Source organism: Sphingomonas sp. AOB5 (assembly GCF_029433115.1).
GTDB lineage: Bacteria > Pseudomonadota > Alphaproteobacteria > Sphingomonadales > Sphingomonadaceae > Sphingomonas.
In genome coordinates, this window is the sequence record NZ_JARNTV010000098.1 from 1 (window position 1) to 7,725 (window position 7,725).

11 protein-coding genes are annotated in these 7,725 nt (G+C 65.3%); all 11 read left to right on the plus strand.

From position 1 onward, the window contains the following. On the plus strand, nt 1–620 hold a 620-nt coding region (locus P1X14_RS21055; RefSeq protein WP_277317387.1), incomplete at its 5' end, for a flagellar hook-length control protein FliK. A gap of 20 nt (nt 621–640) precedes the next feature. After that, complete coding sequence (locus tag P1X14_RS21060) at nt 641–1,252, plus strand: flagellar basal body-associated FliL family protein (RefSeq protein ID WP_277317388.1); 612 nt, start codon at nt 641–643, stop codon at nt 1,250–1,252. A gap of 126 nt (nt 1,253–1,378) precedes the next feature. Beyond that, nucleotides 1,379–2,206: a flagellar motor switch protein FliM gene (locus P1X14_RS21065; RefSeq protein ID WP_346770468.1), complete on the plus strand. Its 828-nt coding sequence runs from the start codon at nt 1,379–1,381 to the stop codon at nt 2,204–2,206. After that, entirely contained in the window at nt 2,203–2,499 is a 297-nt protein-coding gene (gene fliN, locus P1X14_RS21070) for a flagellar motor switch protein FliN (RefSeq protein ID WP_277317390.1), read from the plus strand. Before P1X14_RS21065 ends, fliN begins: the two co-directional genes overlap by 4 nt. Before the next feature lie 4 nt (nt 2,500–2,503). After that, nucleotides 2,504–2,755 (plus strand): flagellar biosynthetic protein FliO, encoded by a 252-nt coding sequence (locus P1X14_RS21075; protein WP_346770467.1) that lies wholly within the window; start codon nt 2,504–2,506, stop codon nt 2,753–2,755. 35 nt (nt 2,756–2,790) lie between these two features. Continuing rightward, nucleotides 2,791–3,591: a flagellar type III secretion system pore protein FliP gene (gene fliP, locus P1X14_RS21080; RefSeq protein ID WP_277317398.1), complete on the plus strand. Its 801-nt coding sequence runs from the start codon at nt 2,791–2,793 to the stop codon at nt 3,589–3,591. Between the two features lie 7 nt (nt 3,592–3,598). Further along, complete coding sequence (gene fliQ, locus P1X14_RS21085) at nt 3,599–3,868, plus strand: flagellar biosynthesis protein FliQ (protein ID WP_277317392.1); 270 nt, start codon at nt 3,599–3,601, stop codon at nt 3,866–3,868. Nucleotides 3,869–3,875: 7 nt separating this feature from the next. After that, the gene (gene fliR / locus P1X14_RS21090; RefSeq protein ID WP_277317393.1) at nt 3,876–4,646 is read left to right on the plus strand and encodes a flagellar biosynthetic protein FliR; all 771 of its coding nucleotides are present in this window, start codon (nt 3,876–3,878) and stop codon (nt 4,644–4,646) included. Next, a complete protein-coding gene (locus P1X14_RS21095) occupies nt 4,646–5,782 on the plus strand; it encodes a flagellar type III secretion system protein FlhB (RefSeq protein WP_277317395.1) in 1,137 nt (378 codons plus the stop codon). Before fliR ends, P1X14_RS21095 begins: the two co-directional genes overlap by 1 nt. Nucleotides 5,783–5,824: 42 nt before the next feature. Beyond that, a complete protein-coding gene (gene fliD / locus P1X14_RS21100; protein WP_277317396.1) occupies nt 5,825–7,243 on the plus strand; it encodes a flagellar filament capping protein FliD in 1,419 nt (472 codons plus the stop codon). A 2-nt stretch (nt 7,244–7,245) separates the two neighbouring features. After that, entirely contained in the window at nt 7,246–7,644 is a 399-nt protein-coding gene (locus P1X14_RS21105; protein WP_277317397.1) for a flagellar protein FliS, read from the plus strand. Nucleotides 7,645–7,725 lie beyond the last annotated feature (81 nt).

A 7,725-nucleotide genomic window follows, 5' to 3' on the forward strand; every position in this document is an offset into this window, starting at 1 on the left:
CGCGCGTGCAGGCCCCGCTTGCCGCTGCGCTCGAGCGCGTCGAGACCGCCCAGCCCGCGCTTGCCCAACAGCTCTTTGCCGAGATCGAAGCACCCGGCACCCGCCGCCAGGCCCCGCGCGACATCGCGCTGTCGGCCATGGCGCAGGCACTGCACACCGATGCGCCCCGCCCCAACATCGTGCAGGCAGTCGCCGCCGCACAGCAGCCCGTGATCGACACCAGCCGCCAACAATGGATGGCGGAGATGATCGAGACCGTCTCGGCGCTACGCGAAACTCCGAACTCGCGCGAAACCACCATCCGGCTATCTCCGGACGCGCTCGGCACCGTCGACGTGTCGATTCGCCAGGAAGGCGACCGGGTGCATGTCCGGATCGTCGCTGAAACCGCGGCAGCGCGCCAGCTGCTGAACGAGGCGCAGCCGCGCCTGATGGAACTTGCCGAAGCCCGCGGTCTGCGGCTCGGCCAGACTTCGGTGGACACTGGGGTTGGCGGGGGCACCGCCGGTCAGGGTCACCAGCGGCAGGAGCAACAGGCTCCCGCCACCCCGCTTCACAACCGCACGGCGCCTGCCGCCGACACTGCAACCGACACCGACGCCAACCGGCGCGTCGCCTGAAATCGAACGGAGACTGACCAATGAGTGACGACGTCGTTCCGCAGCCGCCCAAGAAGAAGGGCAAGGGCAAGCTGATCCTGTTCGTGGGTCTGCCCCTGCTGCTCGCTGCCGGCGGTGGCGGCGGCTATTACGCCTACTCCTCGGGCATGCTGAGCGCTGCGCCGCATGGCGAAGAGGCCAGCGGCCCCAAGCTGGTCGACAAGGCCGACGAGAAGCGCGCCGGCTCCAAGGGCAGCGAAGGTGGCCATGGCGAGGAAAGCTCGAGCGAGAGCGGCGGCGGCATGGCCCCGCCCAAGGGCGAAGGCGGCGACAAATACGCCTCGAACTACTATCAGTTCGAGAAGGAGTTCACGTCGAACCTGATGGACAGCGTCCATTTCATGCAGGTCGGCATCGCCATCTCGACTCCCTACGACGATACGGTGATCGAGGGCATCAAGACCCATGAGATCGCGATCCGTTCCGCGGTGCTGATGGCGCTGGGCCAGACCAGCGAGGAAGACGTCTTCACCGCCGAGGGCAAGACCCGGATCCAGAAGCGCCTGGTCGATGCGATCAACGCCGTTCTTAAACAAAAAGAAGGATTCGGCGGCGTTAGTAACGTCTACTTTACCAATTTCATTGTTCAGTGAACGGGCATGGTTAACGCCCTTTCAGAAACTGCAGCGCCCGATCGGCGCGAACGGCCCCGGGCCGGTGCGGAGCACGCGCCGGCGCTGGGGGCGTCGAACCTGAATCCCTTCGGGGATCTGGTGACGATGCAGCATCTGTCGGCGCGTCTCTCCAAGTCCCTCAAATCTGTGTTCGAAGGGCTGATGCGCCGCGATCTGCGCGCCTGGGCCGAACCGCTCGTCGTGCAGCGCTATGCCGACTACAAGACCGAGCGCGGCACCGATCTCTCCGCATGGCACGGCTTCGCCATGGGCAGCTCCAAGGGCAATGCCCAGCTGGTGATGGACGGCAAGTTCGTCCTCGAACTGCTCGACTGTTTCTTCGGCGGCGACGGCGATGCCCCGCATCCGATGCCCACCGAATTCACGCCCGCCGCCGAGACCCTGATGGCGCGGGTCGCGCAGCAGCTCGTAGCCCCGCTCGATTCGGCCTGGGAGCCGCTCGCGCGCATTTCCTTCCGTCCGGTGACCCCGCTCAGCATCGCGGTGGCCGCCGACATTGCCGGTGACGATCCGGTGGTCGTGACGCGCTTCGGCGTGGCCGATGGCGATCGCAAGCCGGTCTTTATCGACCTTCTCTATCCGGTCGCGGCGCTCAAGCCGCACACCGAATCGCTGACCGCCAAGGTCCATGGCAAGCCGCTCGAGATCGAACCCGAATGGCGCTCCGGCCTCACCCGCGCGGTGATGGGCGTGAAGCTGCCGGTCCGATCGGTCCTGGCCGAACCGATGATCCCGCTCCAGCGCCTGATGGAGCTCAAGGCCGGCGACATCATCGCCATCGATCTCGCTCCCGAAGTTCCGGTGATGGTGGCCTCGCGCCGCCTCGGCACCGGCCTTGTGGGCACCGCCAACGGCCGCGCCGCGGTCCGTCTCACCTCATTCGAACCGATCAACGCAGAGGACTTCAAATGAACGACATGACCGGGGGATTCCCGATCGATGCCGCGATTGGAACCAATTTCCATTTGCTGCAGGGCGTCGATGTCAAGCTGACCGTCGAGATCGGTTCGACCCAGCTGACACTGCGCGAACTGCTCGCGCTCGGCGAATCGAGCGTGATCGAGCTGGATCGCGAAGCCAATGAGCTGCTCGACGTATTCGTCAACGGCACGCTGATCGGCCGCGGCGAAGTCGTCACCGTGGGCGACAAGTTCGGCGTGCGCATGACCGAGCTGGTCTCGCCGGAAAAGCGGGCCGCCAAGTAACATGATGTGGTCCTACATCCTGAAGCTGGTCATCCTGCTGCCGCTGGTTTGCGGCCTGCTGATCGGCTGCCTGTACGCCTGGCGCAAGCTCGAGGCGCGGCTGCCCAAGAATCAGGGCACGCGCATGGTCCAGGTCAAGGAAACCATGATGCTCTCGCCGGGGCTCCGCCTCGCGGTGGTCGAGTTCGAGGGCAAGAAGCTGCTGGTCTCGGTCAGCCGCACCGGCGTCACTCTGGTGGACAAGGCGGAACTCTAGAGATGCGCGTCCTCGTCCCGACCGAACGTGGCCGCATGCTGACGCTGCGTGCCGCAATCCTGCTCGGTATCCTTTGCTTCACCCTGCTGTTCGCGATCCCCGCCTTTGCGCAGGGTGCGCCGTTGCCGGCACCTGCTCCGGCGGCGACGCCCGGCGTCGGCGATGCGGTCGATCGTGCGCTGGGCGACCTTGGCGGTGGCGATGCGCCGCTGTCGCTGTCGCTGCAGGTCCTCATCATCATGGGCCTGCTCACGGTGCTGCCGGGCATCCTGCTGATGATGACCAGCTTCACCCGGATCATCATCGTGCTGGCGATCCTGCGTCAGGCGCTGGGGCTTCAGCAGACCCCGCCGAACCAGGTGCTGATCGGCCTGTCGATGTTCCTGACCTTCTTCATCATGGCGCCGACCATCACCCAGATGAACACGACCGCGATCCAGCCCTATGCCGAGGGCAAGATCACCGCGTCGAAGATGATCGAGGGTGCCGGCCTGTCGCTGCACAGCTTCATGATCAAGCAGACCCGCCAGAAGGACGTGAAGATGTTCGCGGATCTGGCCAAGAGCGGTCCCTATGCCTCGCCTTCGGACGTGCCCTATTCGGTGCTGCTGCCGGCCTTCGTCACCAGCGAGCTGAAGACCGCATTCCAGATCGGCTTCCTGATCTTCCTGCCGTTTCTCGTCATCGATCTCGTCGTGGCCACCGTCCTCATGTCGCTCGGCATGATGATGATGTCGCCGACGATCATCTCGCTGCCCTTCAAGCTGCTCCTGTTCGTCCTGGTCGACGGATGGGCGCTGACGATGGGCTCACTCGCTTCCAGCTTCGCATCCTGAGGATCCCATGGACACCGATTATTTCATGACGATCGCCCGCGAAGCGGTGTGGGTGCTGGCGCTGGCTTCGGCGCCGATCCTGATCCCCGCGCTGCTTTCGGGTCTGATTCTGGGCATGGTGCAGGCCGCGACCTCGATCCAGGAACAGACGCTCACCTTCGTGCCGAAGCTGATCGTGGTGGGGCTGAGCCTCGCCATCTTCGGCGGCATGATCCTGGGCCTGCTCGGCGATTTCACGACGAGCATCTTCGAACGCATCCCGGATCTGGTGAAGTAGAAACGCGATGATGGGCTTCGGCCTCTCGATCGAGCCGCAGCTCTGGGCGCTCCTGTTCGCGATGGTGCGGATCGGGGCGGCGTTCATTGCGGCGCCGGTGTTCAGCTCGGTGCAGATCCCGCTGCCCGCGCGCATCGCGCTGACCGGCGCGATCGGCGTGCTGGTGGTCAACGTCACTGACATCACCCCGCCCGAGCAGGTCTTCTCGCTGATGACCTTCGTCGCGGTCGCGTCCGAAGCGCTGATCGGCCTCGCCATCGGCTTTGTCCTCCAGATCGCCTTTGCCGCGCCGCTGGTCGCCAGCGAAGTGATCGGCATGTCGATGGGTCTCGGCTTCGCCAACGCGATCGATCCCAATAGCGGCGCGCCCAGCCCGGCGATCGGTCAGTTCCTCTCGATGCTGCTGGTCCTGCTGTTCCTCGCGGTCGACGGGCATCTCGTGCTCGTCGATCTGCTGGTGAAGAGCTATGAGGCGATGCCGCCCGGCCAATGGCTCGCGGCGGACAAGCTGCTCGGCATCGCGATGTTCGGCGGCTATGCCTTTCTCGCCGGCCTGTTGCTGGCGCTGCCGGTCGGCTTCCTGCTGCTATGCCTCAACATGATCGTCGGCATGCTCAGCCGCGCCGCGCCTGCGCTGAACCTGTTCGCCGTCGGCCTGCCCGCATCGCTTGCGGTCGGCGTCGTCGCCATCCTGCTCGCCCTCCCCGCGATGGGCGATTACATGCTCGTCATCATCCGCGAAGGCCTTGAGGCCATGCCGAAGCTGGTGTTCGGCTGATGGCTGAGGAGGCAGGCGAAAAGACAGAAGCCCCAACACCCAAGCGCAAACAAAAAGCGGTTGAGGACGGGCAATTAATCAAGTCGCGCGACTTCGCGTCGGCAATCGTCATCCTGGCCGGTTGCGGCTGGATCGCGTTCATGGGACCCTCGCTGATGGCCGCGTGCAAGGGCGTGATGGCCGCCAGCTTCTCGTTCGATCATCGCGATGTCGAACATTTCGAGCCGTGGCGCCCGCTGATGGAGGCCGGCTGGAAGCTCGCCCCGTCGATGCTGGTGCTGTTCGGCATGTCGTTCCTCGCCGCGGTGCTCAGCCAGGCGGGCCTCGGCTCGTTCGGATGGAACAACAAGCTGTTCCAGCCCAAATACAGCCGCGTGAACCCGGTTTCGGGCCTGAAGCGCATCTTCGGGCCGACCGGCTGGATCGAGCTGGGCAAGTCGCTGCTCAAGGTGGTGCTGCTCGGCGGGATCGGCTGGTGGCTGCTCGATTCGCTGGCGCGGCCGTCGATGGGTCTCGTCACCTCGAACATCGAAGCCGCGGTCGGCATCATGGGGGGCCAGTTCGTCAACCTGCTGTTCGTGATGGCCGGCGGACTGGTGCTGATCGCCGGCATCGACGTGCCGATCCAGATCATCCGCCACCTGCAACAGCTCAAGATGAGCAAGCAGGAGATCAAGGACGAGCACAAGGAAAGCGAAGGCTCGCCCGAGGCCAAGGCGCATCAGCGCCAGCGCCAGCGCGAGATCGTCAAGGGCGGCTTCCGCAAGGCGATGGGCGAGGCCCATGTCGTGCTCACCAACCCGACCCATTTCTCGGTCGCGCTGCGTTACACGTCGGGCAAGGATCAGGTGCCGGTGGTGGTCGCCAAGGGCCGCGGCCAGACCGCGCTTGCCATCCGCGAACTCGCCGGTGAGTTCGAAGTGCCGATCCTCGAATATCCGCAGCTCGCCCGCGCCGTCTACTACACCAGCCGCGAAGGGCAGGAGGTCCGCGACGATCTGTATCAGGCGATCGCGGTGGTTCTCGCCTTCGTGTTCGGGGTCAATCAGCGCGCGGGCTCGGCACAGCCGCCGGTCATCGTGCCGCCCACCGCGATGTTCGACGAAAACGGTCAGAAACAGGGGGCAAAAGCCTAAAGATCGCGGCGTTTCCGCCGTTCTTTGGAGCAAGAGGAAATCATGGCCATCGAATCCATCACCAAGACGCTGGGATCGGGTTCCGGGATCGACATCTCGGCGCTGGTCACCTCGCTCGTCGAAGCGCAGACCGCGACCAAGGCCGCGCAGCTGACCGCCAAGAGCGACACGCTGACCGCGCAGATTTCCGCTGCTTCCAGCCTGAAGAGCGCGATCAACAGCTTCGATACGGCGCTGAAGTCGCTGATCCGCGGCGGCTCGGTCTCGACCCAGCCGACCAGCTCGAACACCTCGCTGCTCAAGGTCTCGGTGCTCAGCGGTGCTTCGGCCGCGGGCCTTTCGGCGCAGGTCGAGGTGCGCCAGCTCGCGTCGGGCCAGGTCGCCAACACCGCCACGGTGGCGGACAAGAGCGCGGCGATCGGCCAAGGCACCCTCACCCTCACCTTCGGCCAGACCAGTGTCGTCGATGGCGAGATGACCGCGTTCGCCGCGGGTCCCGGCACGCCGGTCAACATCACCATCGATTCGAGCAATTCCAGCCTGCAGGGCGTGGCCGATGCGATCAACGCGAAGAAGGCCGGCGTCACTGCCTCGATCCTGACCGATTCGACCGGCAGCCGCCTCGTGCTCAAGAGCGCGACCGGCGCCAGCCAGGGCTTCACCCTCACCGCTGCCGAAACGCCGGGTCAGGAAGGCCTGTCGGCGCTTGCAGTCGGCGTCGGCGCAACCGGCACCACCATCGGTTCGGCTGCGCAGGATTCGATCGTCGCGATCGATGGCGTGCCGGTTCGCCGTGCGGTCAATTCGATCCCCGACATCATCCCCGGCATCCGCCTCGATCTGGTCGCGGCGTCGGTCGGCACCAAGATCAACATCGGCAACGAAGCGCCCACCGCGGCGCTCCAGACCGCTGTGGGCGACGTCGTCGATACCTATAACGAACTCTATGCCCAGCTGAAGACCGCGACCGATCCGATCACCGGGCCGCTGCGTCAGGATTCGGCGGCCAAGGCGATGCTGCGCTCGCTCGCCGATCTCAGCACGCGCACGCTGGTTTCGGGCGGCGTTGCGGGCAGCCCCAAGTCGCTGTCGGAAATCGGCGTTTCGACCAATCGCGATGGCACGCTGACGCTCAACACCGGCCGCCTGACCAACGCGATGCTCTCTTATCCGGACAGCATCGAGGCGATGTTCAAAATGGGTGCGGGCCTTTCCGCCCAGCTCAGCAGCATCGCCGTCTCGGCATCGAGCACCATCTATGGCCTGGGCGCCAGCGAGAGCCGCTACACCAAGGCCAAGACCGCGATCACCGAACAGCAGACCAAGGCGACCGAAGCCGCCGAGGTGCTGCGCACGCGGATGACGCGCCAGTTCGCCAGCATGGATTCGGCGGTGGCCGCCTACAAATCGACCCAGACCTTCATCGAGAATCAGGTCAAGGCCTGGAACAGCGACAGCTGATCATGCGCTACGCCACCGCCCTCGCCGGAAATCCCGCTTCGGTTTATCGCCAGGTCGATCTTGCCGGGCGGACGAGCACGAACGATCCGCATGCGCTGGTCGGGCTGCTCTATGAGGAAGGCATTGCCGCGCTGCGTTCGGCGGCATGGGCAGCGGAAAATCGCCGCCCGTCGATCAAGAGCGAGCGCGTGTCGCGCGCCACCGCAGTGCTGTTCGCGCTCGAAGCCGGCCTCGATTTCGAGAAGGGCGGCGATGTGTCGAGGACGCTCGCGACCTTTTATCACGGGCTGCGGGCACAGGTGGTTCAGGCCAGCATCGGCTTCGACCCCGCCCCGTTCCGCGACGCGGCCAACAGCCTCGAGGAAATTGCCGGCGCCTGGTCGAGCGTGAAGGCGGGTTAAGTTGCACTGAGTTCTGGCGGCACCGGCCCGCTCCCCCACCCGGCCACCCAACGACAGTGTATTCTATGGGTGGCCGGGTGG

Bases quoted from the DNA above. Each gene is read 5' to 3' on its own strand.
- P1X14_RS21060 (WP_277317388.1), top strand. From the start codon at position 641: ATGAGTGACGACGTCGTTCCGCAGCCGCCCAAGAAGAAGGGCAAGGGC.
- fliN (WP_277317390.1), top strand. From the start codon at position 2,203: ATGAACGACATGACCGGGGGATTCCCGATCGATGCCGCGATTGGAACC.
- P1X14_RS21105 (WP_277317397.1), top strand. From the start codon at position 7,246: ATGCGCTACGCCACCGCCCTCGCCGGAAATCCCGCTTCGGTTTATCGC.
- fliP (WP_277317398.1), top strand. From the start codon at position 2,791: ATGCTGACGCTGCGTGCCGCAATCCTGCTCGGTATCCTTTGCTTCACC.
- P1X14_RS21095 (WP_277317395.1), top strand. From the start codon at position 4,646: ATGGCTGAGGAGGCAGGCGAAAAGACAGAAGCCCCAACACCCAAGCGC.
- fliR (WP_277317393.1), top strand. From the start codon at position 3,876: ATGATGGGCTTCGGCCTCTCGATCGAGCCGCAGCTCTGGGCGCTCCTG.
- fliQ (WP_277317392.1), top strand. From the start codon at position 3,599: ATGGACACCGATTATTTCATGACGATCGCCCGCGAAGCGGTGTGGGTG.
- fliD (WP_277317396.1), top strand. From the start codon at position 5,825: ATGGCCATCGAATCCATCACCAAGACGCTGGGATCGGGTTCCGGGATC.
- P1X14_RS21075 (WP_346770467.1), top strand. From the start codon at position 2,504: ATGTGGTCCTACATCCTGAAGCTGGTCATCCTGCTGCCGCTGGTTTGC.
- P1X14_RS21065 (WP_346770468.1), top strand. From the start codon at position 1,379: ATGCAGCATCTGTCGGCGCGTCTCTCCAAGTCCCTCAAATCTGTGTTC.